Here is a 23,783-nt window from a genome sequence, read left to right as displayed (position 1 = left end):
CGTTGGCCTGGGCAAAGTCGGGCGTTACGTCTACGACGCAAGCCGATGCCACCTCTAGTAAACGCCGCGCTGCCGGGGCGGTTTCCTGACGCCTTGCGCAAAGTATGGACCAAGCCCGCGATCTTAACGACGCAATTTGTATCCGGCGGTATCGCGGTCCCAGGTGTCCGGAGTCTTCCCAGCCTCGCGCAGCGCGACCTTGCGTATCTTGCCGTTCTCGGTCAACGGCATCTCGGTGACGATCCGGATAAAGCGCGGAATCGCGAAATAGGCCATCTTGCCCTCGCAATGGCTGATGATCTCGACAGGATCAAGCGCTTGGCCGGGTTCGAGCTGGACGGCAGCCGCAACCTCGTCTTCGCCGAGTTCGGACGGCAGCGGATAGATCGCGCAGGCAGCGATCGCCTGATGCCTGAGCAGCACCTGCTCCACCTCCCAGGACGAAACATTCTCGCCGCGCCGGCGGATCGAATCCTTCATTCGGTCGACGAAGCGGTAGTGGCCGTCCGCATCGCGCACGACACGGTCTCCGGTGTGAAACCACCGATTCCGCCAGGCTTCGGCCGTCTTGTCCGGCATTGCGAAATATCCCGTCGCAAACGCGAGCGGCTCGCACGCGCGCAGCACCAGCTCGCCGGCCTCGCCGTCAGGCAGGGGTTCGTCCTCGGAGTTGACGATACAAGCCTCCACGCCTTCGACGAGATAGCCCATGGTGCCGGGGCGATCGGACGGGATCGTGCCCGCGAATACGAAATTCGTCTCAGTCGAACCGTAACCGTCGAGCAGCGGCACACCAAAACGCTCGAGGAAGGGGCCGTGAAATTGACCGGGCACGCCGCCACCGAGCGCTACACGCACGAAATGCGCGGTGTCGTTCGCTGACGGGGGCTGTGCCAGCAGCATCACGGCCATCGCGCCGAGGAGATAACCGACCGTTGCCTGATGTCGGCGCGCCGCGGCCCAGAAGCCGGAGGCGGAGAATTTCGGCTCGAGCACGTAGGTGCAGCCGTTGAGGAGCGCCTGATAGAACGCGTTCAGCGCGTTGGTGTGGAACAGCGGCAGCGTCGTGAACAGGATGTCGCCTTCGCGAATGTCGAGCGCGCGTGCGGAGTAGATGCCCCACCAGAACATCTGCGCCTGTGGGCAGCAAACTCCCTTGGAGGGGCCTGTGGTGCCCGACGTGTAGAGGATCGCGACCGTGTCGCCCGGCTGCACCGGCGCGGGCGGCGCTCCGTCGCCGAGCGCCGGCAGCGGCGAGATCGATCCCGGCGCAAGTGGAGCTGCGGTGGCTTGCCCGATCGTCCAGACAATTTCCGGCGATGATACATCCTCTTCCAGCGTGTCGATGGCGGGCATAAAGCACGACTCGATCACCAGCAGCGTCGGCGTGGAGTTTCGCAGGATATGGCTGAGCTGGATGCCGCGCAGTGCGGTGTTGATCGGCACCGTGACGGCGCCCATCCAGGCGCAACCGAGATAGATTTCCAGGAATTCCGGCCGGTTCGAGCACATCAGGGCCACGCGGTCGCCGGCGCGAATTCCGGCCTGCATCAGGCGGGCGGCCGATGCGGCGGCGATCGAAACCGTCTCGGCGTAGCTCCATCGCGTTTCGCCAAAGACAAACAGGGTGCGGTCGCGGTACTGCGCGGCTTGCCGTGTCAGAATGGTCGAGAGAATTCGATCCGCCGGCGGAAAACGCTCAGCCGCCTGCGGCCAGATCGACCCACGCCGCCGCTGCCCGGCCGCGCTGCCATCACCTGCCTGCATACGCACCTCCTACTTCCAAGGCTACTCTCCAAGGGTTCGCCGGGCAGGTCTGCGATAGATCGCTATTGGCCAGCAATATAGTTTAGGCTTAAAGTATTCGACGAAGACCGCTGCAGCAAGTGCTGCGTGCGGACTTATGGCCACCTGCGTCCGGCGGCAGGACATGAATGGGAGCGACGCCCGCAATGAGTCTCAACATTCCGTATCGATCGCCATTCGATGCTTTCGTCGCCACGGCGGCAAGGCGGCCGGACGCGCCATTCCTGCTGGCGCCTGCGAGTGCGCAACTGCCCTACGCACCGGAAGGTTTCAAGATCGAATACGGCGCCTTCAGGTCCGAGGTCGAGCGTCTGCGTGTCGAATACGCGGCCGCCGGCTACGGGCGCGGTGCGCGGGTCGCCTTGCTGCTCGAAAATCGCCCGGTCTTCTTCCTGCATTGGCTCGCGCTCAATGCGCTCGGGGTTTCGATCGTTCCAATCAACCCCGACGTCCGTCCCGATGAACTGTCCTTCCAGCTTGAGCTGTCGGAGGCCGACCTGCTCGTTGCGACGCTCGATCGCATCCATGTGACGAAAGACGCGGCGCTCGGCCGCGCCCGCCTGATCGATACCGATAGCCGCATTCCACCGTGCCAGACGAACGTCAGCGCCCAAAGCCCCGAGTACATTGATGAATGCGCGCTGCTGTTCACTTCAGGCAGCACCGGCAAGCCAAAGGGCTGCATGCTCTCGAACCGCTATTTTCTGCAGGTCGCCGACTGGTACCTCGCGCAAGGTGGTGTGGCAGAGCTACAGCCGGACCGCGAGATCAACCTGACGCCGTTGCCGATGTTTCACATGAACGCGCTCGGCTGCAGCGCCGTCGGCATGATGGTGCTCGGCGGCGCCGTGGTGCCGCTCGACCGCTTCCACGCCAACCGCTGGTGGCAGTGCGTGGCGGACAGCGGTGCCACCGTCGTGCATTGTCTCGGCGTCATCCCGGCCATTCTGCTGCAACTGCCTGCAACTGAAGTGGAACGGCAGCATCGCGTACGCTTCGCCTTCGCGCCCGGCGTCGATGTCCGCCACCGCGCCACCTTCGAGGAGCGCTACCGCATTCCAATCGTCGAGGCCTGGGCAATGACCGAGACAGGCGGTGCGGCGGCGACGACCACCGCCCGTGAGCCTGCGGGGTTTGGCGCGCGCTGCGTCGGCCGGCCATCATCGGGTATGGAGTATCGTCTCGTTGACGATCAGGGCGCGGATGTCGCGGCTGGAAAGCCCGGCGAATTGCTGGTCCGTGCAAAGGGCGACAATGCCCGGGTTGGCTTCTTCAGCGGATACCTGAAAGACGAGGAAGCCACCGAAGCGGCGTGGCAGGACGGCTGGTTTCACACCGGCGATCTGGTTTTCGCCGACGAGGACGGGCTTCTGTATTTCTTCGATCGCAAGAAGACCATCGTGCGGCGCAGCGGCGAGAACATCGGCGTGCTCGAGGTCGAAAGCGCGCTCTACATGGATACCCGCATCGGCGGCTGCGCGGTGACACCCGTTCCTGACGACATCCGCGGCGAAGAGGTTTTTGCTTTTATTGTGCCGAATGTGGAGATCGACGATGCAGCCGCGCTGGCGGCTTCGATCGTCAAAACCTGCGCCGAACGCCTCGCCTATCACAAGGTGCCCGGCTACGTCGCCATCCTCGACGAGTTGCCGCTGTCGTCAACGCGCAAGCTCGCCCGGGGCGAGATCAAGACGTTGGCGGCTGCCGCCGTCAGCGCCAATCGCGCGATCGACATGCGCGCGCTGAAGGCGAAGCTGCGACACGCCTGAGCCGCGGGCGCCGACCCGGCAACTACGGCAGCAGCTTGTATTTCCCGTTTTCGATCTGGACCAGTATCCGCGCGCGGCTATCGACGCCGTGGCGGTCGGCCGGCGTATAAGTGTAGATGCCGTGCGCACCGATGACATCCTTGGTCGTGAACAAGGCTTCGCGTAGCGCGTTACGGAACGCCGGCGTTCCGGGCGTCGCGCCGGTCGCCTTGGCACGTTTGGCGGCATCCATGAACACCAGCCAGCCATCGAAGGCATAGGGCGAAAAAGCATCGGCCGGCGCCTCGCCATTGGCTTTCTCATAGGCCGCGCGGAATGCGAGCGCGACCTTGCGGATAGGATTGCTCTCGGGAAGCTGTTCGCCTGCCGTGACCGGCCCGGTCGGGCAGATGATGCCCTCGGCCGATTTGCCGGCAAGTCGCAGAAAATCCGCGCTGATCATGCCGTGATTTCCGTAGAGCGGCCCCTTGTAACCGCGCTCGGATAGCGCGATCACGGGCAACGCGCCGGGCGTTCCAGTGCCGCCCAGCATGATCGCGTCGGGACGCAAGGAAACTGCACGCAGCACCTGCGCAGTGACCGAGTTGTCGGAGCGCGCATAGCGTTCGTTGGCGATCACCTTGATGTCAGCCTTCTCGGCGCTTTGCAGCAGCGAATTATGCATCAGGTCGCCAAAGGCGTCGGAGAAGCCGATGAAGGCCACGGTCTTTACATTGCGGCTCTTCATGTGATCGACGATGCCCTGGACGAGAAGCGGCGTCGGCTGCGGGGTTTGCACCACCCACGGCCCGCCCTCTCCGGCTGGCACTGGCGCGATCGGCGAGACCGCCACCATCGGCACCTTCATCTCGATGGCGGCGGTCGCCATCGCCAGCGTCTGCGGCGCGCCTGACGTGCCGATCAGGAAATCAACCTTTTCCTGCTCGACCAGCTTACGCGCGTTGCGCGTCGACGCGGCCGGGTCCGAGCCGTCATCGAGCTGGATGACTCGAACTTTTTCACCATCGATCTCGCCGACATAGGCCTGGCCCGCGGCCAATCCCTTGGCATTCGGCACGCCGATCGAGGACACCGGTCCGCTCAGGCCGGTAACGAAACCGACGAGGATTTCGGCATGCGCCGGCGCCACGGCGGCGAGCAAGAGCGCAGCGCCGATCAACAAAGTCTTCTTCTTGTTCATGATGTCACTCGATGTCGACGAAAAGGTTCAACCCTGCCCAGGTACCAACGCAAGCACGCGCAACGGACTGCCGGAGCCATTCTGGATTTTGAGCGGCGCGGCCACGATCACCGCACCGGTCGGCGGAAGCTGATCGAGATTGCACAGGCACTGCAGGCCGTAACGTCCGCCGCCGTGAAGGAAATGGTGCGCCGGATACGGAGGATCGAGATGCCCGGCCTGGCCGGCATCGGTGCCGATCGTCTCAGTGCCGAGGCCCATGATGCCGCGCTCCTCGACGAGCCAGCGCATCACGGCGGCGTTCGGTCCGGGCGTGTGGGCGCCGTCGTCCTTCAGATTGGCGTAGTCGCGCCAACCCTTCTTCGACCAGTCGGTGCGCAGCAGCACCCAGTGCCGTTCCGGAATCCTGCCGTGGCTTTTTTCCCAGGCTTCCACGACCGGTATCGTCAAAAGGAAATCCGCATCCTTTGCGGCCTGCGCCGAGCAATCGATCACGCAGGCCGGCGCGATCATGTCGCGCACCGGCAGCGTGTCGACTGCGTTGTTCGGCAGGTCCTTGCCGGTGAACCAGTGGATCGGTGCATCGAAATGCGTGCCGGTGTGCTCGCCGAAGGTGAGATTGTTCCAGTACCAGGCAGGACCATTCGCGTCGTAGCGCGAAATCTGCTGGATGCGGACCGGCGCGGCCTGACCAAATTCCGGCGGCAGCACGATGACGGGAAACTCCGGGCTGAGCGTAAACGTCAGATCGACGACACGCACCGCGCCGGATGCAACCGCGCCGGCAAATTGCATGAGACTGTTGCTGTCCATTGCGCTTCTCCCGTTCTCAACAAGCCCGCCTACGCCCCTAGCTCACGCTCGACTGCCTTGGGGTTGGCGGCCAGGCGCTGGCGAATGTCTTCGGCGACATCGCCCACGAACACATCCTCAAGCCCGCGCTGGAGCGCCGACACGATCGCACTCGCCACCGCGCGTGGCGCCACCTTCGGCGGCGGCACCGTCTGGAACCACTCGGTATCGAGCGGACCCGTGAACACGTTCACCACCTTGACGCCGCCGGACCGAAGCTCCGCCCGCAGGCAGTGCGACAGCGACAGACAGGCGGCCTGCGACGCCGAATAGGCGCCAAACACCGGCCAGTTCGCGAGCGCATAGACCGACAGGATATTGACCCAGGCGGCAGCGCTGTTGACGCCATCCGAGCCGCGCATCCGCATCGCCGGTCCGAACGCCTGCGCCAGATGTACGAAGCCGAGATAGCTCTGGTCGATCTCGTCGCGCACGGCGCTGGTGCCTTGACGATCGAGCAGCCCGCCGGCGCGGACATATTCGGTGGTGTTGACGAGGATATCGACCTTGCCGCCGATGTCGGCCGCCAGATCTGCGACCGACTTCTCATCGCCGATATCGAGCGGCACGATCTCGACGCCCTCCATGGCGCGCAGCGCATCCTCGCCGCGAAACGGCTTCCACGGCTCGGCGACGCCGACGAACACGATCGACGCGCCGGCTGTCTTCAGCGCAGCCACCACTTCCTGACCGACGACGCTGCGCCCGTTGGTCACCAGAACGCGCCGGAATTTTGGATCGGCGGTCATCTCACGCCACTGCCTGTCGTCCGTCATGTTGGAGGTCTCACGTTCGGGGTGTGCGAAGGCCACGGCCTGTCCGCTCTTGTCCAGTTGGAACGACATCACGACCGGCCCGCCCTCTTCGCAATCGGCGTGCAGGTGCGTCACGAGGGTTGGCCCGCACTCCATCGCAACCAGGCCGATGCGCCATGGCGCGCGCTCGCGGAAGTGCACGTCCGCCGGGACATGCAGTGTCGTTTCGGACAAAAGCGTCCCTCGCCGCGGCGCGTCCGTGAAGGCGAGATCGGCGGAAAGGCATGCAGGGCATGCATCGCGCGCCGGATAACAGAACGTTCCGCAGGCGCCGCAGCGCTGCAGCATGAAGCGGCCCTCGGCGGCGGCCCGCGTGAACCCGTGCGAGGCGCGGCTGCGTGCGCGCGGTGGCGATGTCGGCAGCCGCGTCCGCTGTAAAGGATTCTTCCGGCGCGGTTTTTGGATCGGCTCGATCATGCGCCTGGCCCCGCGAGGATCGCCGCACCCGAAGCGAGGCCACGATCATAGTTGATCATTCCAAAACCCGACGCCAACCCGACACGTGCATCCCTAACCTGCGTCGGACCGGCCTGGCCGAGAACCTGGCGCAGCGCCTCGACTACGCCGAGATAGGCGCCGCCCGCGCCGGCCTGCCCGACCGAGAGCTGACCGCCGGACGTGTTGTGCGGGAAGGTGCCGTCGATCGTGAGATCGTGCTGCCGAACGAAGTCCGGTCCCTCCCCCTTCCGGCAGAAGCCAAGGTCCTCGAACTGCATCATCGAGATCACAGGGTAATCGTCGTAAGTCTCGACGAAGTCGAGATCGTCAGGCTTGACGCCGGCCATCGCGTAGAGCTCATCGACGTCCAGCGCCCATCCGCCCCGCACCTGAACAGGGTCGTCGCCGAACGCATTGTGGCGCTCGATCGTGGCGAGAATCTTGGCGGCAGGCAGGTTCAGGGAACCGGCGACATCCTCGCCCATCACGAGAAACGCCTCCGCGCCGGCGCACGGCATCACGCAATCGAACAGATGGATCGGATCGGCGATCGGTCGCGCCGACATGTACTGCTCGATGGTCAGCGGCGCTTTCATCAGCGCGTTGGGATTGCGGAGCGCATTGCTGCGCTGGGCGACGGCGATCTTGCCAAAATCCTCGCGCCGGGCGCCGAACGTTCGCATGTAGTTGCGCGCGATCAATGCAAAGCTCGCATTGGCGCCGCCGGCGCCATAGGGATAGACGGCATCCTGATTGAAGCGCGAGAAGTTTTCGAGCGTGTAGCGGAAGGAATCGACGTGGTTGGTATCTCCAGCCACGCAGGCCACAATGCGGGCGTCGCCCGCCTGCACCGCCCGCGCCGCGCGGCGCAGCGCGGCAATTGCGCTCGCGCCCCCGAGCGGAATGGTGTCGATCCATCGCACACAGAGGCCGAAATGCTGGGTGAGCCCGATCCCGCTGTCGAGCCCCGCCGTGAAACTCGAAACACAGAAGCCGTCGATGTCGCGCGGTGTGATTCCGGCGCCATCGACCAGCGCCTTCAGCGCGCGGCCGATCCACCACTGCGCGCTCTCGATCGAGTAGCGCACGTACGGGACCGTCACCGGAACTGCCATCACGACCCGATCGTAAGGTGTTCGGATGGAGCTCTGCATCGGACCGCCGGATTCCTGTGAGCCGCTCAGAGTACGGTCAATTTGACGTCGTCGCTCGTCACCTTGCCGTCGCGCCGGCCGGTCGCCGTCACCTCGGCTTCATACAAGATCCTGTCGGGCTGCAGCATGTCTTGTCCTCAAGCGCTGTTCGGTTTGTGGGGCGTGCGCGCCACGGTGGCGCGGAAATCCCGGCGGGCACGGTCATTGGCCAGCGCAAAACTCGGCCCGCGGCTCGGCTCGGTGCCGTTGAGACGCTGCAACTGCACCCACATCTCGGCGCTCTTCAGCGCGACCGCCGCGCAATTCACCACGGGCGCATAGCCGATCCTCAAGCCACGCTCGCTCGCAATCAGGAGACCGGGCAACACGCCGGCCGGAATGATGACGTCGGCGCCGCGATCGACCAGCGGCTGCGCGCAGGCTGCAAAGTCGCTCAGCATGCGCGCCTTCGCCGCCGCATCGCCTGCAAACGCGGCGCTGAAATCTTCCGGACGACAGCCCATGCCGGTAACATGCACCACGCGGCCGGAAAGCCCGTAACGATCGGCCTGCTCATAATGCCAGACCTCGAAGGCGGCATCGAGCGTGACAAGGCCGAGCCGACGGCCGAGCTGCGAGGCCGCAAGCAGCGTGGCTTCGCCGGCGCCGACCACCGGAATCGTCAGCGCCGAACGCAGTTCGTACAATCCCGGATCCTGGAAGTGGCCCATGACATAGGCGTCGAAGCCGTTTTCCTGCGCTGCGAGTCCGTTGTCGACCGCCTGAATGGCACAACGGAATTCGCTGAGGCGGCCGAAGTCGCGGTCGGCAGGCGTGATGCCCTCGACGTGGACGCTGGTGCCGGGCGCCGCGATCTCGTTCAGATAGGCCGCAAGCCGCGCCATGTAGGGCGCGCTCGTAGCCTGGTCGACGAAGCTCTGCCAGAAGATGCGCACAGCGGATATCCCGTTCGCAGCCGACGCGTGCCGATCGATCCTCAATCCACGCAGTCTGAGAGGACTGACGATATGCACAAGTCGGTCGATGTGAAGGCACGAGATAGCTTAGCGCCATTCCATCGATTGAAATATTTCAACCACAAAATAATTTTCGCGTCAATTAAACGGCTTTCCGACGACATCTGCGCGCGACGAGATCGAGTTGCCGAAAGGACAGGCAGAGAGCGCCTCACGCTTTTGCACAGGCGAATTCAGCTTTCGCGCTTGCACGCGCCGCCACAACTTTTCCGCAAAGCCACCAAGCCGGCGTATTGACGTTCGGCCGATAAATACTTTAGGCTTTAAACAATTGACGGGCATCGACCCTGTGCGGGCATGCGTCGCATTGGTAGTTGCGTTGATAAAGGTCATCAATCGTGGCTGAGATTATCGACCTCGGAACAGCAGGTGTTGCAGACGGGTTCGCATCCGCCGCGGTTGGATCCGGCGCTTCAGGTGCCGTTCCCGCCCCTGGCCGCCTCGGCGGCGACGAAATCGCTGACCAAGCCGGCGAAGGCCTCCTGCATCTGATCGGGAAGCGGCACCATGCCTCCTGAGAGCTCGCGCAAGATGCTATCCTTGATAGCTCCAGCAACTCTCGGAGCCGCGGGATGAACGTGCGGATCGGCTGTCGGAGCAATGACCAGCGTGGGACACTGGATGCTTCCCAGACGATCCTCCATCCGATAGCGATTCACCACCCGATGGCCTTCCGCCGCCATCTCGCCAGCCCGCAACGCATCGATCATGAAGCGCTGCAGCAAATCAATATCATCAGCGGGATAGAACGGCTGCCGGCGCGCCCAGAGCTCGGTGAGATGAGAGCCGTCGGTACGCGCCTCGACCTCGTCGATCACACGCATGCCGTCATGCGTGGCCCGGCGCGTCCCATCGACAAAAGGACAGGCCGAGAGCACCAGTGCGCTCACCCGCGCAGGCGCCGAGGCGGCCATTTCGACCGCGATCACCGCGCCGGTGTGATGACCGACGATCGCGGCCCGCGGCTCTTCCAGCGCATCGAGCAGCGCGAAGGCCCCTTCGGCCCACAGTTCAATCGAAGGATCAGCGGCAGGGGAATCGGAATCTCCGAAGCCGAGCGTATCCATTGCGATCGCGCGGAAATCGCGGCCGAGCAGCGGCAGCACATCACGGTATTCGTCCCACGAGCGTGGCGTCTGATGCAGCAGGAGAACGGGAAACCCGGTTCCTGCCATAGCGACATGGATGCGGCCAAGACGCGTCATGACGAAGCGGCGCTCGAGATTGGAACCGACGTTGCTGACGCTCATTTCATAACTCCCATCCGGAGGCGGGGACCGGACCCGCGCCGGGTTTCGGCGACAATCACGGCATCGATCGTGCTGGTCCGACCCGATCCATGCTGACATCTCGCTCAGGTCTCGGCTGTTTTCAACCAAGGGGAATGCAATGCGCAAGATGTTGAGTTTGACTGCCCTCCTCGGCGGCCTCGTCGCGGCCTCGACTGCACAGGCCGACATCACGATCGGCTTCGTGACGTCGCTCAGTGGACCCGGCTCCTCGATCGGCATCCCATATGGGCGCGGCATCCAGGCTGCTATGGAATACAAGAACGAGGTCAACGGCGAGAAGATCAAGCTGATCCAGCTCGACGACGGCTCCGATCCCTCCGCCGCAACCCGCAACGCGCGCAAGCTCATCGAGGAAGAGAAGGTCGATCTCCTGATCGGCACCGCAACCGCTCCATCGACCATCGCCATGATGGCAGTTGCGACCGAACTGAAGGTGCCGATGATCGCCGTTTCCCCGGTCATCGGACAGCCCAATCCGACCGACCAATGGGGCATTTCCGTTCCGCAGCCCGCTTCGCTGCTGGTCAAGGTCGTCGCCGATCGCATGAAGCGCGACGCGATGAAGAACATCGGCTATATCGGCTTTTCCGATGCCTGGGGCGATCTCGTCTACAACGGCGCCAAGGCGGTGGAAACCGAGGACGGCATCAAGGTGCTGACCAACGAGCGCTACGCGCGCGTCGATACGTCGGTCACCGGCCAGATCCTTAAAGTTCTTGCCGTGCGTCCGGATGCCGTGCTGATCGGCGGATCGGGCACGCAGGGCGCGCTGCCGCTGCTTGCGCTCGGGGAACGTGGCTTCAAAGGCAAGACCTACGGCACGGTCGCACTGGTCAATCCCGATTTCGTGCGCGTCGGCGGCAAGGCTGCGGAAGGCATTCAGGTCTCCGCCGGTCCGGTGATCGTGGCCGAGCAACTTCCCGACAATCACTTCGCCAAGAAGCTCGCGCTCGAATTCCGCGCCGCCTACCAGAAGGCCAACAATCTCCCGAGCACGGACGGCTTCTCCGCCTACTCCTTCGACGGCTGGATGATCTTCACGTCAGCGGCGGCGCGCGCGCTGAAGACCGCAAAACCCGGCACCGTCGAATTCCGCAAGGCCCTGCGCGACGAGATCCTCAACACCAAGGAGCTCTCGGGCGTGCACGCCGTCTACAACTTCAAGCCCGGTGCCTATCACGGCGTGGACGAGCGCGCGCTGGTGATCGTTCGCCTGGTCAATGGCGCCTGGACCTACCAGCCCTGAGCGGTGCCGACGCGTAACACGGAAGGACGACTGAGGGCATGACGGCAGACATCGCAGCGATCCTTGCGATCGACGGAATAGCCACCGGGGCGGTCTACGCCCTGGTGGCGATCGGCACCGTGCTGATCTTCACCGTGACGCGGGTGATCTTCATTCCGTTCGGCGACATCGCGGCGTTCACGGCGCTGACGCTGGCCGCGCTCGATGCCAAGCAGCTTCCCGGAACCATCGGATTGGTTGTCGTGCTGGCCTGCATGGCCTGCCTGATGGAAGTCGTCTCGCTGGCGCGCGCCGGCGAGCTTCGCGCGGTGCCGAAGGCCCTCCTCTTCTATCTCGTGTTACCCCTGATCGTCGTCGGGACCGTCTGGCTGACGATGCGCTTTGCTCCGCCGATGCCGCTCCGGATCGTGCTGGCGCTGCTCTTGATCCTGCCGATCTCGCCACTCTTGGACCGGATCGTGTTTCGCCCAATCGCGGATGCCTCTGTTCTCCTCTTGCTGACCGTCTCGGTCGCCCTCCACTTCGCGCTGGTCGGACTTGGCCTGCTGTTCTTCGGCCCCGAAGGCGTCAGAACCGAGCCGCTGACGTCGATGGCAATGGAGATCGCCGGGGTGCACGTCTCCGGACAGACGGTGCTGATCCTCACGGCCGCGCTCGTGTTCAGCGGCTTGCTGTTTCTGTTCTTCGACTTCACGCTGATCGGCAAGGCGCTGCGCGCAACCGCCCTGAACCGGACCGGCGCCCGGCTGATGGGCATTAGGCCGGCGCGTGCCGGGACGATCGCCTATCTGCTGGGATCATTAATGGCCGGCGTCTCCGGCATTCTGATCGCGCCGGTCAACACGATCTTCTATGACTCCGGATTCCTGCTCGGCTTGAAAGCCTTCGTCGGCGCCATCGTGGGCGGCATGACGAGCTACCCGGGGGCTGCGCTCGGCGCGTTCGGCGTCGGCCTTCTCGAAAGCTTCGCCTCGTTCCAGAGCAGCACCCTGAAGGACGTCATCGTCTTCTCGCTGCTGATTCCCGTGCTGCTCTGGCGCTCGCTCGCCTCGCACCATTCCGAAGAGGAAGTCGAGGAATGACGCTGCAGCAGATTCGCCTCATCATTGCCGCGGCGATCGCCTGCCTCGTGGCGGCGCCCTTTGTGCTCAGTCCGTTCAGCATCACCTTGCTGAACTATATCGGCATCTACTCGCTTGCGGCCATCGGGCTCGCGCTATTGACCGGCGTCGGCGGCATCGTCTCGTTCGGCCAGGCCGCTTTCGTCGGCGTCGCTGCTTATGCAACAGCGTGGGTCACAGCGCTGAACGGCTATTCGCCCTGGCTCGGACTGGTGCTGGCCGTGGTCCTGACCTGCAGCATCGCGGCAATCCTGGGCTTCGTGACGCTGCGCCTGGGAGGTCACTTTCTGTCGCTGAGCACGGTCGCCTGGGGACTGGCGATCGCGTTCCTGTTCGGCAACATCCAGGGGCTCGGCCAACATAACGGCATCTCCGGCATTCCGCCGATCTCGATCGGCCCGTTCGCGCTGGTGGAGAGTCGGCAGATCTATTTCTTGATCTGGGCGATCGTCGTCGCGGTCCTCCTCCTCTGCTACAACCTTCTCGACTCCCGCATCGGCCGCGCGATGCGCGCGCTGCGGGGCGGCAATACGTTGGTCGAAAGCCTCGGCATCAGCGCCTTCCAGATCAAGCTGGTGACATTCGTGATCGCCGCGTTCCTCGGCGCGCTATCGGGATGGCTCTATGCCCATCTCGGCCGTTTCGTGAGCCCCGGACCGTTCGAAGCCATCATGGGCATTGAATATCTGATGATGGCGATGGTCGGCGGCGCCGGCAGCATTTTGGGCGGCGTTGTCGGTGCTGCGATTGTTACGCTCCTGAAGAACACCGTGCAGGATTACCTGCCGCTGATCGCCAAGGGCGCCTCCGGCCAGCTCGAGATCGTGGCATTCTCCGCGCTCTTTATCCTGTTCCTGCAGCGCGCCCGGCAAGGCATCGTTCCGTTTCTCGCGGGCTTTCTGCCCGACGTGAAGCTGTCCCGTCCGCAACCGGCTAGCCCGCTGCCGCGCCGCGAGCAGCCGGCGCCCGGCACGCTTCTTCTTAAAGTGAGTGGCGCGCAGCGGCGGTTTGGCGGCCTCGTCGCCGTCAACAATGTCAGCTTCGAAGTGAGGTCCGGCGAGATCCTCGGGCTGATCGGGCCGAATGGCGCCGGCAAGACCACGATGTTCAACCTGCTCACGGGGGCGCTGCGCGCCAACAGCGGCGAGATCGCTTTCGCGGGACGCTCGATCACCCACGACCAACAATTCCACATCGCTCGCTCCGGCATCTCCCGCACCTTCCAGCACGTCAAGCTGCGCCCGCGCATGACGCTGCTCGACAACGTGCTGCTCGGCACCTATTCGCGCACCAAGACCGGCCTGCTCGCCGGCGCGCTCCGCCTGAATCAGGCGGAAGAGGCCAGCGCACGCTACGAGGCGTTGCAGCAGCTCGAGCGGGTCGGGCTCGGCGACAAGCCGTTCGAGCTCGCCGGCAACCTCCCGCTCGGCAATCAGCGCGTGCTCGAGATCGCCCGCGCGCTCGCAGCCGACCCGACACTGCTCGTGCTCGACGAGCCGGCGGCCGGTCTGCGCCGCCAGGAAAAGCTTAAATTGGCCGAACTGCTGCGGTCGCTTCGCGCCGACCATCTGACGATCCTCCTCGTCGAGCACGACATGGAGTTCGTGATGTCGCTGGTCGACCGCATCGTCGTACTCGATTTCGGCTCAAAACTCTGCGAAGGCGAACCGGCGGCAATACGCAACGACGCCCGCGTCCAGGAAGCCTATCTTGGAGGGGTCGCGTGACACAGATGCTCTCGATCGAGAATGTGTCGGTTGCCTACGGCAAGGTGGAGGCGGTGCGGAACGTCTCGCTTTCCGTCGAGCAAGGTCAGATCGTGACCGTGATCGGGCCGAACGGCGCCGGCAAGACGACGCTGCTGATGGCCGCCATCGGTCTGCTGAAGTCCACCGGACGGATGGTCTTTCAAGGCAACGATCTCGCGCGGATCGACGTCGAGGGACGCGTCGAGCGTGGTCTCTGCCTCGTGCCCGAGAAACGCGAGCTGTTCGCCGATCTGTCGGTCGCCGACAATCTGTTGCTCGGCACCTACAGCCTGCGCGATCGCTCGACGACGCGCAAAAGCCTCGACGATGTGTTCGACCGCTTTCCGCGGCTGAAGGAGCGCAGCAAGCAAGCCGCCGGCACGCTGTCGGGCGGCGAGCGGCAAATGCTGGCGCTTGGGCGCGCGCTGATGGCGAAGCCGAAACTCCTGGTGCTCGACGAACCCAGTCTCGGCCTTGCGCCGCTCATCGTCCGGGAAATCTTCCGCACCATCGCCTCGCTGCGGAGCCTCGGCGTGTCGGTCCTGCTCGTCGAGCAGAACGCCCGCGCCGCGCTGGAGACCGCAGACTATGGCTATGTGCTGGAAACCGGCGAGATCATCCAGTCGGGGCCGGCGGACACCCTGATCCACGACCCGAAGCTGATCGCAGCCTATCTAGGCGGGCACTAGAGCAACGAAGAGCGGGACCAAAAATTGCGAAAACAACCCCATGCAAAGTAGAAATGGGGCCTCGCATCATCCGAACGACTAGATCTAGCTCCGTGCTGATGCACGCGAACAATCGACGTGTCGATCATTCGCACAGCGGTATGATGTAAGTCGTCAAGTGCTTAGGCGCTGAGGAACCGGACGATGTGGTCGCAGAACGTACTCTCAGCTTCCTCAGCAACGAAGTGACCGCTGTCCTCGATGACGACGCCCACATGTCGGTCGCAGCGCGGCGCGACTTGCTGGGCGAGCTTGTCGCCGACGCTGTGGCGACCACCGATGGTCATCACCGGCATGACAAGCCGGCGATCGCTCAACGAAGCCACCAGGGCGGCGTCGGTCTTGAGCGCCCGATAAAGGTTGAACCCGGCCGTCATCCCGCCCGGCTTCGCGTAATGCGAGGCGTATTCGGAGATCGCCTCGTCCGTCACCGCGTCCTTGCGATGACACCATGACTTGATCTGAGCCGCGATATAGTCGCGTTCGCGGCCCTTCGTTAAAAGTTCCGGAATCTCGGGCGCCATGTGGAACCCGTAGTGCCACAGGCCGCCGCGCGATGGGTCCATGTTCTCCGTGCCCGGCACCGAACAATCGACGAGCACCAACCTCGAGACGGACTCCGGCGCCAGTAGGGCGAGGACAAGCGCCGCCTTGCCGCCCATATCGTGACCGACGAGATGCGCGCGACCGTCCGCTTCCAGTTGGATCAATTGCCGGACGTCCTCGGCGATGGTGCGCTTGTCGTATCCAGAGACTGTCTTCTCCGAGAGGCCGGTGCCCCTGATGTCGGGCGCGATCAAGCGGTATCGGTCGGCCAGCCTGTGCATCACGCCTAACCATGCGAAGGACGTTTGCGGCCACCCGTGGAGCAGCACGACGGTGGGACCGGAACCCGCGACCCGATAATGAATGTCGCAGCCATTCAAGCGGGCAATCCGGGATTCAATCTCGCCAGAACGTGCGAGAGCCCGCGGGGCGGTTGCGGCGGCGAGGGTAGCGCCGGCCAGGGTCTTGAAGGCATTGCGACGTCCGATGTCCATGAGCGTTTTTCCATTTTCATACTGTCGGCCCCAATTTGCCATGAGGCAGCACTGGCACCATGCTGCGCCTGGAAACCGTCTCAACCGGGGCTGCCGGCAAGGCCATTCAGCTCATCCATTGCATCATCCGGTAAATCGAGTTCGGCTGCGGCGAGATTCTCGCGCAGATGCGCGACGGACGAGGTGCCGGGGATAGGGAGGATGTTGGGCGCCCGTCGAAGCAGCCAAGAAAGCGCTACCTGCATCGACGTTGCACCAAGGCGGGCAGCGACATCGGTTAGAGTGGACGATTGCAGGGGAGTGAACCCGCCGAGCGGAAAGAACGGCACGTAGGCGATGCCGTCCCGGGCAAGGTCGTCGATCAAGGAGTCGTCAGACCTGTGGGCCAGATTGTATTGGTTCTGCACGCAGACGATCTTGCAAATCTTGCGTCCTTCCGCGACCTGTGTGGCGGTCACGTTGCTCAGCCCAATATGCCTTAGCAGGCCCTGACGTTGGAGATCCGCCAAGACGTTCAGCGGCGCTTCGATCGAGCCCTCGGCCGGGCCATGCCGGTCGATCATGACGCGAAAGTTGACGACATCGAGTGCGTCGACCCCGAGATTGCTCAAGTTGTCGTGGACCGCCTGGGTGAGCTCTTCGCGCGAGAAGGCCGGATTCCATGAAGCGTCCGCGCCACGCCGAGCCCCGATTTTGGTGTCGATGACGAGATCCTTGGGGTAGGGGTGCAGCGCCTCACGGATCAACAGGTTTGTGACATGCGGGCCGTAGAAGTCGGCTGTGTCGATATGGTTCACGCCCGAGGCGATGGCCGCTCGCAGGACAGCCAATGCAGCGGCGCGATCCTTGGGCGGACCGAACACGTGGGGGCCAGCAAGCTGCATGGCACCGTAGCCAAGCCGCTTTACGCGGCGGTCTCCGAGGTCAAAGCTAGCGGTTGGGTCGGTGTTGGGCATAGGTCATCTCCATGAAACCAATGGTCGGTAGGTAGACGTTGCCCGCGTGCTCGATAACTGGGTACAATCCGAACGGGTCGTTCGGAGAAGCGAACAGTGAAAATCGATCTGGGTGAACTGAGCGCTTTTGTGACCGTCGCGCGGGCCCGAGGCTTTCGCGACGGAGCTCGGTCGAGCGGGGCCAGTGCGTCAGGACTCAGCGAAGCGGTAACCAGGCTGGAAGCGCAACTCGGCGTCAGGTTGTTGAACCGAACGACGCGGACCGTGGTGCCCACCGAGGCGGGGCAGCGGCTCCTCGACCGGCTAAGACCAGCATTCGCCGAGGTGGAAGCTGCCGTCGACGTCGTCAACAACTACCGCGACAGGCCTGCGGGCATGCTGCGACTGAACGTACCCGTCAGCGCGGCGCGCCTCGTGCTGCCCACCATCGCGCCCCGCTTCCTCGCCGCCTATCCAGACATTCGGCTGGAAGTCATTGCGGAGAGTAATTTCATCGACGTTCTGGCCGCGGGTTGTGATGCTGGCATCCGATACGACGAGCGTCTGGAGCAGGATATGATCGCGATTCCAATCGGACCTCGCGTTCAGCGCTTCGCAACCGCTGCCTCTCCAAACTATCTCGATCGCCACGGCCGGCCCAATCATCCTCGCGACCTCCTTAACCACGCTTGTCTTGGCGGTCGTTTTTCGTCCGGTGCGATGGTGGCCCCGTGGGAGTTTGAACGAGAGGGCGAAATCGTTCGCGTCGAACCCAAAGGACCGCTGCTCGTCAGCGTCGGGACGGCGACAGATCTCGCCGTCGCCGCGGCCATCGCCGGTACCGGCATTGTCACCCTCTTCGAGGACTGGCTGCGTCCCTATCTCGCCAGTGGTCAGCTCGAGCCGGTCCTCGAACCCTGGTGGCAAAGCTTTTCGGGTCCCTTTCTCTACTATCCTGGCCGACGTCTCGTGCCGGCGCCGTTGCGCGCGTTCATCGACTTCGTAAGGGATGAACCGTCGCACTCACCGCATGGAGCGATGCCCACCGCGTAGCCAATGCGTTCGCCAGCAGCGAAGCGCTCACATTTTGAGGGTTCAGAGACGGCTCGAAGCGAATCCAGACGCCATGCGGGCGCGACGTGAGACAGTCGATCGGCACGAAATCGTTGCCAATACCCCGGAGCAATTCCACGAGTAGTCGTGCCCCGGGCGTGCTCAGGCCGGTCGCAGATCGGCTCTTGGCCCATCTGCGACTTGGGAGAATCTCCGCTCTTGGGCCGCTGTTGAGGGTGAGACCGGACCCCAGTCGGCGAACCGCTTAATGAGTGCATGCCCTAGCTAGCTAACTAGGACAGCGCGCGTTACGCGACGGGTTCGCGCGCGAGTCCCAAGGCCCGCAGCGCCGAAGCAAAGGCCGCCAGCCGCTGCTCGCGATAGGCGGCTTGGTCGACGCCTTCATAGTTCATGAATCCCTGTCCGGTCTTCATGCCGATGCGTCCTTCGCGCATGTTGGCGGCAATGATCGGCGGCGCGGCGTAGCGGCTGTCGCCGAGCGCCTCGACCAGATAGCGGCTGGCGTGATGCAGGATATCGCCGCCGCCCCAGTCGATGAACTCGAGCAGGCCGAGCACCGCGAAGCGGAATCCAAAACCATAAATCACGGCCCTGTCGATATCTTCCGCCGAGGCGACACCCTCCTCCACCATCCGGGCAGCTTCATTCATTGCCAGCGCCTGGATTCGCGGAACGATGAAGCCCGGACGCGCTGCGCAGACCACCGGCACCTTGCCGATGCCTTCGAGCAGCGTCTTCATCCGCGCCGTTGTCTCCGGCGAGGTGAGCTGCCCCGGAGACAATTCGATCAGCGGCACGAGGTATGCGGGATTGAGCCAGTGCGCGTTGAGGAAGCGACCGGGATGTTCGATCGATCCGGCGAGATCGTCGACCAGGATCGTCGAGGTGGTCGAGGCGATGATCGGACCCTCGCCCGCCAGCCGCGAGGCTTCGGCCAGCGCCGCCTGCTTCAACTCAAGGATCTCCGGCACTCCCTCGAAGATGACATCACAGCGCGGCAACGCCGTGGCCGCCTCCTCCCGGGACACGACCGTGATCCGTTCGGCAATCGTGGATACAAGCTCTGACGGGAGCAGATCGATGCGCGAGAGGATCTCAAGCGTTGAGCGGATTTCCGCCCTGGCTTCGGTTGCCAACACCTCGAATGCCGAGGCTTCCCGTTCCTTGAAATCGATGACGATGACCTGGTGACCGGCGAAAGCGAACACGACCGCAATCCCACGCCCCATTCGCCCGGCACCGAGGCATCCGATCACCGGCTTCATCGGAAACCCTCGGCGAGATGATTTTGCAACGCGGTCCGGTCGAGATTGCCGAGGCCGAGCGAGGACAAGCTCCGGCCCGTCACCGAGAAATCCTCGCCGGTGATGGCAGAGCCGATTGCGAGGAACGCCTTGACCAGCGGCGTGTGCACGCCTGCAAGATCAGCGACCGATGCGAGGAACGACAGGCCGAGACGCAGATCCTCCAGCATGTAGCGGTGCTCGACAAGAATGAGGCGTTCGGACCAATCGCCGGAATCCGTGAGCTGCTCGTGCGCGTCGCGCGCATACATCCAGGGCTCACCATCCCGCGAATAGTGATCGGCCAGGGGAAAATGCGGCTTTCCATAACCAAGCGCCTCGCGAATGGCGATGCGCTCGGCATCGAGCGCGTCCGTGACGCGGCGTATCGCCGGCTGCGTTCCTTCCTTGTGAATATCCCATTTGTCGAAATGTTCGATCGGGCCAGCGTTCATGGTGATCAGCGGCGGATGAATGATCGGGCCGGCATTCATCAGCGCCGCCGAGAGCGCATCGCCGCATGGCTCGATGGCATTCGGAAACACGCGCTCGATCACATCAAGCGCGTGCGGGGCAAGGCGCTTCGGAAACACACCGGTTGGTAATCGGGCGCCCCTGCCCGAGATACGGACCGCATAAGGACCTTGCTTGCGCGCCAGCCACGGCAAGGTTCCGGTCTCCGCCGTTGCAACCTCCGCACGGTTGCCCGCATCGCGGGCGGCACGGGCGAAGATGTAGGAGCCAAATGTGCCCGGCGGCAAATACACGACCTGGCCGTCGCGCAAATGCGGTGCGGCCAGATCGGCGATCGCGCCTTGCGCAAAAGCCGGCGCCGGACAAAGGATGAGATCGGCAGTGTCGATCGCTTCCGCGATCGAAGACGTAATCACAGCCAGCCTCGCCTCGCGGCGGCCCGATCGATCGATGACCGTGATCGTGCCGCCCTGCGCACGGTGTGCGTCGACATCTCCGGGATTTCGCCGCCACAGCCGGATTTCGTGACCGGTCAACGCGAGGTCCCCGGCGGCCGCAAACGAACCGTTTCCTCCACCCAACACTGCGATCTTCATCTTCACAGGTGTCCTCCGCTTCGTCGCCACGCGTATCGGCAATCCTGTCACGCAGGTTCCGCCTTGACGTCCTGTTGCTGCCACGTCGCCCAGCTCGGCCGATCGATCTGGAACAGGTCGGTAGAGCGCGCATACCAGCCGCTGCCGTGCATGCGGGCGATCAGACGCAGCGCCTGCGTATCGATGTGACAGCGCTCCTTGTCCAGAATTACCGCATCGTCGACATGGGCGCGAACGATTCGACCGATAACGGCGGTTTGGCGCGGCCCTGTCACCAGCGACGTGAGCACCCGGCACTCGAATGACACCGGCGATTCCGCGATGCGCGGCGGGCGCACCGCCTGCGAGGCCGCCGGGGTCAGTCCGGCCAGCGCCAATTCATCGATCTCGGGCGGCGCATCGATGCAGGTAATGTTCATGGCCTCGGCGTTGCGCTCGGCGACGAGATTGACGACGAATTCCCCGGTATCGAGGATATTCGCCGCCGTGTCCTTGAATCGCTGCGAACCCGCCAGAAGTCCGATCGCGACGGTGGGCGGCTCATGCCCCATCACGTTGAAGAAGCTGAACGGCGCGGCATTGATCACGCCGCTCGCGGAGAGCGTGGTGATCCAGGCGATCGGCCGCGGCGTCACCGTGGCCGTCAATATCTTGTAGCGGTTCTGCGCCTCCAGCGTCTCCATGTCGAAGATCATGCCAGCCTCTCAGATCGCGACCACCGGATGACGCAGACGGCCGATGCCCGTCACTTCGGCTTCCACCACATCGCCCGGCCACAGCCATTCCTGCGGAGAGCGGCCGGCGCCGACGCCCTCGGGCGTGCCGGTCGCTATGATGTCGCCCGGCTCCAGCGTCATCGCGGCCGAAATGTCGGCGATCAGGAGCGGTACCTTGAACAGCATGTGACGCGTGTTGGAGCGCTGCTTCTCGACGCCGTTCACCGTGAGCCAGAGATCGAGCGCATGCGGGTCGGTGATTTCGTCCGCCGTGACGATGCACGGCCCGAACGGCGCGTAGGTGTCCTGCCCCTTGGAGTAGATCCACTGTCCGGCACGGCGGTTGTCGCGGGCACTGATGTCGATCATCACGCTGTAGCCGAACACGAAGCCGAGCGCTTCGGCTTCGGACACGCGCCGCGCGGTTCGTCCAATCACAACAGCAAGCTCGACTTCCCAGTCGAGTTGCTGCGTGATCGCCTTGTTGTGATGAATGGCTTCGTCCGGTCCGATGACGCTGGTCGGCGGCTTCGAAAAGATGATCGGCTGCTTGGGTAGGTCTTTTGCGGTATCGAGGGCGCGCGAGGATTCCGCAACATGCTCGACATAGTTGAGGCCGATGCCGAAAATGTTCTTGCGCGGACGCGGTATCGGCGCCAGCAGCCTGACGTTTGCGAGCGGCAACGCAGCGCCGACTGGCCACATATTCGTGCCCTCGTTCAGTATGTTCCTGAGCGCCGCCAAGGCCGGCGGTCCGAGATCGATGAAGTCGAGCATCGATGAGGGAAGGGGAACCCCGGTATGCTGGCCCAATTTCTCGACGTCCACAATGAGATCGCCGACAACCGCGCCGAGACGCGCGGCAGCTTCAACGGTGCTGCGATAGGTAACAAGACGCACTGTTGCTCTCCTAGGCTACGAGTGGCTGGCGGCCGCCATTGTCGCCGAAGGCTTCCTCGCGATAGAGCCCGAGCGCGTGCATGACCGGCAGGTCGTTGAAGGTGAAGAGGCAGGCGTCCTCGCTGCCAGAGGCGTTCACATGTTCATGCCAGGCCCAGGACGGAACGCAGAAGATATCCCGCTCCTTCCAGTCGAAGCGCTTGCCGTCGATGATCGAGTGACCGCGCCCCTTGGCGACCTGATAGATGAAGCTTCCGGTGTGACGATGCGCGCGCGTGCTCTCGCCCGGCCGCAGCATCTGCATCGACGCGCCGATCGTCTGCATTACCGGGCCGCCGGTCACCGGGTTGACGTAGTTCATGAGGACGCCGTCATAGGGCGAGCCGTCGGTGGCCCTGGCGTAACGCTGCAGCGCCTCGTAGGTCGGGGCCCATTCATACTTCAATAGCGGCGAATATCCCTTGGACCATTCGGCGCCCGCCGGGCGCAGGCCGGCATTGCCCCAGGCGTGCGTCATGTCGTCGACGGGATAACCGACGCTCTGCTGCAGGTCGGGGTGAACCACATAGAAGTTGGCTTCGAGCGTGTTGACGAGGGGAATGTCGAGGCCGTCCTGCCAGATGCAGGGCGTGCCGTCGCTGGAGACGCCGTGCTCGTGCCAGGTGCCATTCGGCGTCAGCACGAAGTCGTTGGCACCGAGCGTCATCTTGTGACCGTCGACGATCGTATAGGCGCCCTCGCCTTCCATGATGAAGCGGAGCGCGGAGGCCGAATGGGCATGCGCAGATGCGACCTCGCCCGGGTGCATCACCTGCAGGCCGGAATAGAGCCAGCCCACCGCGGCGGCGTGCTCGCGGCGTCCGGGATTGCTCAGGTAGATGACGCGACGCCCGGCCTTTTCGGGCGACACCAGTTCGACGGAACGCAGCACGTGCGCGCGGAGGTCCTCATAGCGCCACAGCACCGGGACGGAGGACGATTTGGGCTGCCACGGCTCGATCTTGTTCGCGACCGTCCAGAGTGCGCCCGCCTCCAGCCGTTCGAGTTCGTCATAGTAGGCGAGCAGTTCAGGAGTATCCTCGACATTGGCCCGGCCGGCCACATCTTCCCGGTGGTTTTCACGCGCTTTCGTTGCCATGTCGCCCTCCTGTGGGGGTTGGCGCCGCCTTCGGCGTCGCGTTGTCAGTTCATCTAGTCAGGTATCATTGCGATCGCCTGGATTTCGACCTTGGCACGATCCTCGACCAGCCCAGATACCTGCAGCGCCGTCATGGCCGGAAAGTGCCGACCCATGACGTCGCGATAGACGACGCCGATTTCCTTCAGACGCGCCGAGTATTCCTTGCGATCGAGCAGGAACCAGGTCATCGACACCACATGCTGGGGCGCAGCGCCGCCGGTGCGCAAGACCGCATCGACGTTCTTCAGGGTCTGGCTGATCTGATCTACCAGATCATCGGACTCGAACTTGCATTGCTCGTTCCAGCCGATCTGGCCGGCGACGAAGATCATCCTGCCGCGCGCGGCGATGCCGTTCGCGTACCCCCTCGGCTTGGCCCAACCGGGTGGTTGCAAGACCTCGAACATTTCATACTCCCGT

The 23,783-nt window shown here is 63.9% G+C and carries 21 protein-coding genes and 1 pseudogene; 6 read left to right on the top strand and 16 right to left on the bottom strand.

Annotated elements, in window-relative coordinates:
- Positions 1 to 123 precede the first annotated feature (123 nt).
- Complete coding sequence (locus tag V1292_RS13420) at positions 124 to 1,767, bottom strand: ATP-dependent acyl-CoA ligase (protein ID WP_334373098.1); 1,644 nt, start codon at positions 1,765 to 1,767, stop codon at positions 124 to 126.
- 185 nt (positions 1,768 to 1,952) lie between these two features.
- Between V1292_RS13420 and V1292_RS13415 the strand changes: the two genes are divergently transcribed.
- Complete coding sequence (locus tag V1292_RS13415; protein WP_334373096.1) at positions 1,953 to 3,575, top strand: AMP-binding protein; 1,623 nt, start codon at positions 1,953 to 1,955, stop codon at positions 3,573 to 3,575.
- A gap of 22 nt (positions 3,576 to 3,597) precedes the next feature.
- Here the strand turns inward: V1292_RS13415 and V1292_RS13410 are convergent, their stop codons facing one another.
- From V1292_RS13410 to V1292_RS13385, 6 genes are all read right to left on the bottom strand, one after another.
- Positions 3,598 to 4,755: an ABC transporter substrate-binding protein gene (locus V1292_RS13410; RefSeq protein WP_334373094.1), complete on the bottom strand. Its 1,158-nt coding sequence runs from the start codon at positions 4,753 to 4,755 to the stop codon at positions 3,598 to 3,600.
- A gap of 27 nt (positions 4,756 to 4,782) precedes the next feature.
- Entirely contained in the window at positions 4,783 to 5,568 is a 786-nt protein-coding gene (locus V1292_RS13405) for a cyclase family protein (protein WP_334373092.1), read from the bottom strand.
- A 29-nt stretch (positions 5,569 to 5,597) separates the two neighbouring features.
- On the bottom strand, positions 5,598 to 6,839 hold the full coding sequence (locus V1292_RS13400; RefSeq protein ID WP_334373091.1) for an SDR family NAD(P)-dependent oxidoreductase: 1,242 nt from the start codon (positions 6,837 to 6,839) through the stop codon (positions 5,598 to 5,600).
- The gene (locus V1292_RS13395; RefSeq protein ID WP_334373090.1) at positions 6,836 to 8,014 is read right to left on the bottom strand and encodes a thiolase family protein; all 1,179 of its coding nucleotides are present in this window, start codon (positions 8,012 to 8,014) and stop codon (positions 6,836 to 6,838) included. The genes V1292_RS13400 and V1292_RS13395 overlap by 4 nt, the downstream gene beginning before the upstream one ends.
- 137 nt (positions 8,015 to 8,151) lie before the next feature.
- Entirely contained in the window at positions 8,152 to 8,949 is a 798-nt protein-coding gene (locus V1292_RS13390; protein ID WP_334373089.1) for an aspartate/glutamate racemase family protein, read from the bottom strand.
- 494 nt (positions 8,950 to 9,443) lie between these two features.
- Entirely contained in the window at positions 9,444 to 10,280 is an 837-nt protein-coding gene (locus V1292_RS13385) for an alpha/beta fold hydrolase (RefSeq protein WP_334373087.1), read from the bottom strand.
- 139 nt (positions 10,281 to 10,419) lie between these two features.
- On the opposite strand from V1292_RS13385, the gene V1292_RS13380 reads away from it, so the two are divergent.
- The 4 genes from V1292_RS13380 to V1292_RS13365 are packed head-to-tail and all read left to right on the top strand — an operon-like array spanning position 10,420 to position 15,126.
- Positions 10,420 to 11,568: an ABC transporter substrate-binding protein gene (locus V1292_RS13380; RefSeq protein WP_334373085.1), complete on the top strand. Its 1,149-nt coding sequence runs from the start codon at positions 10,420 to 10,422 to the stop codon at positions 11,566 to 11,568.
- Between the two features lie 38 nt (positions 11,569 to 11,606).
- Complete coding sequence (locus tag V1292_RS13375; protein WP_334373083.1) at positions 11,607 to 12,650, top strand: branched-chain amino acid ABC transporter permease; 1,044 nt, start codon at positions 11,607 to 11,609, stop codon at positions 12,648 to 12,650.
- Complete coding sequence (locus tag V1292_RS13370; RefSeq protein ID WP_334373081.1) at positions 12,647 to 14,416, top strand: branched-chain amino acid ABC transporter ATP-binding protein/permease; 1,770 nt, start codon at positions 12,647 to 12,649, stop codon at positions 14,414 to 14,416. The genes V1292_RS13375 and V1292_RS13370 overlap by 4 nt, the downstream gene beginning before the upstream one ends.
- Positions 14,413 to 15,126 (top strand): ABC transporter ATP-binding protein, encoded by a 714-nt coding sequence (locus V1292_RS13365; protein WP_334373079.1) that lies wholly within the window; start codon positions 14,413 to 14,415, stop codon positions 15,124 to 15,126. The genes V1292_RS13370 and V1292_RS13365 overlap by 4 nt, the downstream gene beginning before the upstream one ends.
- Before the next feature lie 71 nt (positions 15,127 to 15,197).
- On the opposite strand, the pseudogene V1292_RS33850 reads toward V1292_RS13365, so the two are convergent.
- The 3 genes and pseudogenes from V1292_RS33850 to V1292_RS13355 form a co-directional block, all read right to left on the bottom strand.
- Positions 15,198 to 15,287, bottom strand: a pseudogene (locus V1292_RS33850) (IS5/IS1182 family transposase); the annotation flags it as partial.
- Positions 15,288 to 16,205 carry an alpha/beta fold hydrolase gene (locus V1292_RS13360; RefSeq protein WP_334373077.1) on the bottom strand — a complete coding sequence of 306 codons (918 nt, stop codon included), beginning with the start codon at positions 16,203 to 16,205 and terminating at the stop codon, positions 15,288 to 15,290.
- Positions 16,206 to 16,285: 80 nt separating this feature from the next.
- A complete protein-coding gene (locus V1292_RS13355; protein ID WP_334373075.1) occupies positions 16,286 to 17,161 on the bottom strand; it encodes an aldo/keto reductase family oxidoreductase in 876 nt (291 codons plus the stop codon).
- 96 nt (positions 17,162 to 17,257) lie between these two features.
- Here V1292_RS13355 and V1292_RS13350 point away from each other — a divergent pair, with 96 nt between their 5' ends.
- Positions 17,258 to 18,193 carry a LysR family transcriptional regulator gene (locus V1292_RS13350; RefSeq protein WP_334373073.1) on the top strand — a complete coding sequence of 312 codons (936 nt, stop codon included), beginning with the start codon at positions 17,258 to 17,260 and terminating at the stop codon, positions 18,191 to 18,193.
- A gap of 308 nt (positions 18,194 to 18,501) precedes the next feature.
- On the opposite strand, the gene V1292_RS13345 is transcribed toward V1292_RS13350, so the two are convergent.
- The 6 genes from V1292_RS13345 to V1292_RS13320 are packed head-to-tail and all read right to left on the bottom strand — an operon-like array spanning position 18,502 to position 23,770.
- On the bottom strand, positions 18,502 to 19,479 hold the full coding sequence (locus V1292_RS13345; RefSeq protein WP_334373071.1) for a 3-hydroxybutyryl-CoA dehydrogenase: 978 nt from the start codon (positions 19,477 to 19,479) through the stop codon (positions 18,502 to 18,504).
- Positions 19,476 to 20,567 carry an NAD/NADP-dependent octopine/nopaline dehydrogenase family protein gene (locus V1292_RS13340; RefSeq protein WP_334377036.1) on the bottom strand — a complete coding sequence of 364 codons (1,092 nt, stop codon included), beginning with the start codon at positions 20,565 to 20,567 and terminating at the stop codon, positions 19,476 to 19,478. Before V1292_RS13340 ends, V1292_RS13345 begins: the two co-directional genes overlap by 4 nt.
- Before the next feature lie 47 nt (positions 20,568 to 20,614).
- The gene (locus V1292_RS13335) at positions 20,615 to 21,262 is read right to left on the bottom strand and encodes a flavin reductase family protein (protein ID WP_334373069.1); all 648 of its coding nucleotides are present in this window, start codon (positions 21,260 to 21,262) and stop codon (positions 20,615 to 20,617) included.
- Between the two features lie 9 nt (positions 21,263 to 21,271).
- Positions 21,272 to 22,183, bottom strand: a complete 912-nt coding sequence (locus V1292_RS13330; RefSeq protein ID WP_334373067.1) for a fumarylacetoacetate hydrolase family protein — start codon at positions 22,181 to 22,183, stop codon at positions 21,272 to 21,274.
- Positions 22,184 to 22,193: 10 nt separating this feature from the next.
- Entirely contained in the window at positions 22,194 to 23,321 is a 1,128-nt protein-coding gene (locus tag V1292_RS13325; protein ID WP_334373066.1) for a cupin domain-containing protein, read from the bottom strand.
- A 53-nt stretch (positions 23,322 to 23,374) separates the two neighbouring features.
- A complete protein-coding gene (locus V1292_RS13320) occupies positions 23,375 to 23,770 on the bottom strand; it encodes a RidA family protein (RefSeq protein ID WP_334373064.1) in 396 nt (131 codons plus the stop codon).
- Positions 23,771 to 23,783 lie beyond the last annotated feature (13 nt).

The sequence above is a fragment of the Bradyrhizobium sp. AZCC 1719 genome, assembly GCF_036924525.1.
Taxonomy (GTDB): Bacteria; Pseudomonadota; Alphaproteobacteria; order Rhizobiales; family Xanthobacteraceae; genus Bradyrhizobium.
This window is presented reverse-complemented; position numbering and strand designations above follow the sequence as displayed.

Coding starts and splice junctions, on each gene's coding strand:
- V1292_RS13420 (WP_334373098.1), bottom strand. CDS start 1,767: ATGCAGGCAGGTGATGGCAGCGCGGCCGGGCAGCGGCGGCGTGGGTCG.
- V1292_RS13415 (WP_334373096.1), top strand. CDS start 1,953: ATGAGTCTCAACATTCCGTATCGATCGCCATTCGATGCTTTCGTCGCC.
- V1292_RS13410 (WP_334373094.1), bottom strand. CDS start 4,755: ATGAACAAGAAGAAGACTTTGTTGATCGGCGCTGCGCTCTTGCTCGCC.
- V1292_RS13405 (WP_334373092.1), bottom strand. CDS start 5,568: ATGGACAGCAACAGTCTCATGCAATTTGCCGGCGCGGTTGCATCCGGC.
- V1292_RS13400 (WP_334373091.1), bottom strand. CDS start 6,839: ATGATCGAGCCGATCCAAAAACCGCGCCGGAAGAATCCTTTACAGCGG.
- V1292_RS13395 (WP_334373090.1), bottom strand. CDS start 8,014: ATGCAGAGCTCCATCCGAACACCTTACGATCGGGTCGTGATGGCAGTT.
- V1292_RS13385 (WP_334373087.1), bottom strand. CDS start 10,280: ATGAGCGTCAGCAACGTCGGTTCCAATCTCGAGCGCCGCTTCGTCATG.
- V1292_RS13380 (WP_334373085.1), top strand. CDS start 10,420: ATGCGCAAGATGTTGAGTTTGACTGCCCTCCTCGGCGGCCTCGTCGCG.
- V1292_RS13375 (WP_334373083.1), top strand. CDS start 11,607: ATGACGGCAGACATCGCAGCGATCCTTGCGATCGACGGAATAGCCACC.
- V1292_RS13370 (WP_334373081.1), top strand. CDS start 12,647: ATGACGCTGCAGCAGATTCGCCTCATCATTGCCGCGGCGATCGCCTGC.
- V1292_RS13360 (WP_334373077.1), bottom strand. CDS start 16,205: ATGGACATCGGACGTCGCAATGCCTTCAAGACCCTGGCCGGCGCTACC.
- V1292_RS13355 (WP_334373075.1), bottom strand. CDS start 17,161: ATGCCCAACACCGACCCAACCGCTAGCTTTGACCTCGGAGACCGCCGC.
- V1292_RS13345 (WP_334373071.1), bottom strand. CDS start 19,479: ATGAAGCCGGTGATCGGATGCCTCGGTGCCGGGCGAATGGGGCGTGGG.
- V1292_RS13340 (WP_334377036.1), bottom strand. CDS start 20,567: ATGAAGATCGCAGTGTTGGGTGGAGGAAACGGTTCGTTTGCGGCCGCC.
- V1292_RS13335 (WP_334373069.1), bottom strand. CDS start 21,262: ATGATCTTCGACATGGAGACGCTGGAGGCGCAGAACCGCTACAAGATA.
- V1292_RS13325 (WP_334373066.1), bottom strand. CDS start 23,321: ATGGCAACGAAAGCGCGTGAAAACCACCGGGAAGATGTGGCCGGCCGG.
- V1292_RS13320 (WP_334373064.1), bottom strand. CDS start 23,770: ATGTTCGAGGTCTTGCAACCACCCGGTTGGGCCAAGCCGAGGGGGTAC.